The following is a 209-nucleotide window of genomic DNA, read 5'->3' on the forward strand; positions in this document are numbered from 1 at the left end:
AACATCCTGAAAACAACCGGGGATGCCCGAAAGAGCAATATCCTGGGATTGACCTCCAACCGCAAAGCCCTGACAAAGGACGATTTGCTGACATTGCACAACCTGATGATGCGTATGAACGTATCGGGTATAGGCGGTAAATGGTATGGCATGGTAACGCCCGACCAATATTCAGACCTGTTGAAAGTACCGGAATTTGTGGATTACTA

General features: G+C 47.4%; 1 protein-coding gene. It reads left to right on the forward strand.

Annotated elements, in window-relative coordinates:
- Window positions 1-209 (forward strand): hypothetical protein (locus DW103_RS18685; protein WP_158576723.1); only part of this gene is annotated, 209 nt, incomplete at both ends.

Source organism: Parabacteroides sp. AM08-6, assembly GCF_003473295.1.
Lineage (GTDB): Bacteria > Bacteroidota > Bacteroidia > Bacteroidales > Tannerellaceae > Parabacteroides.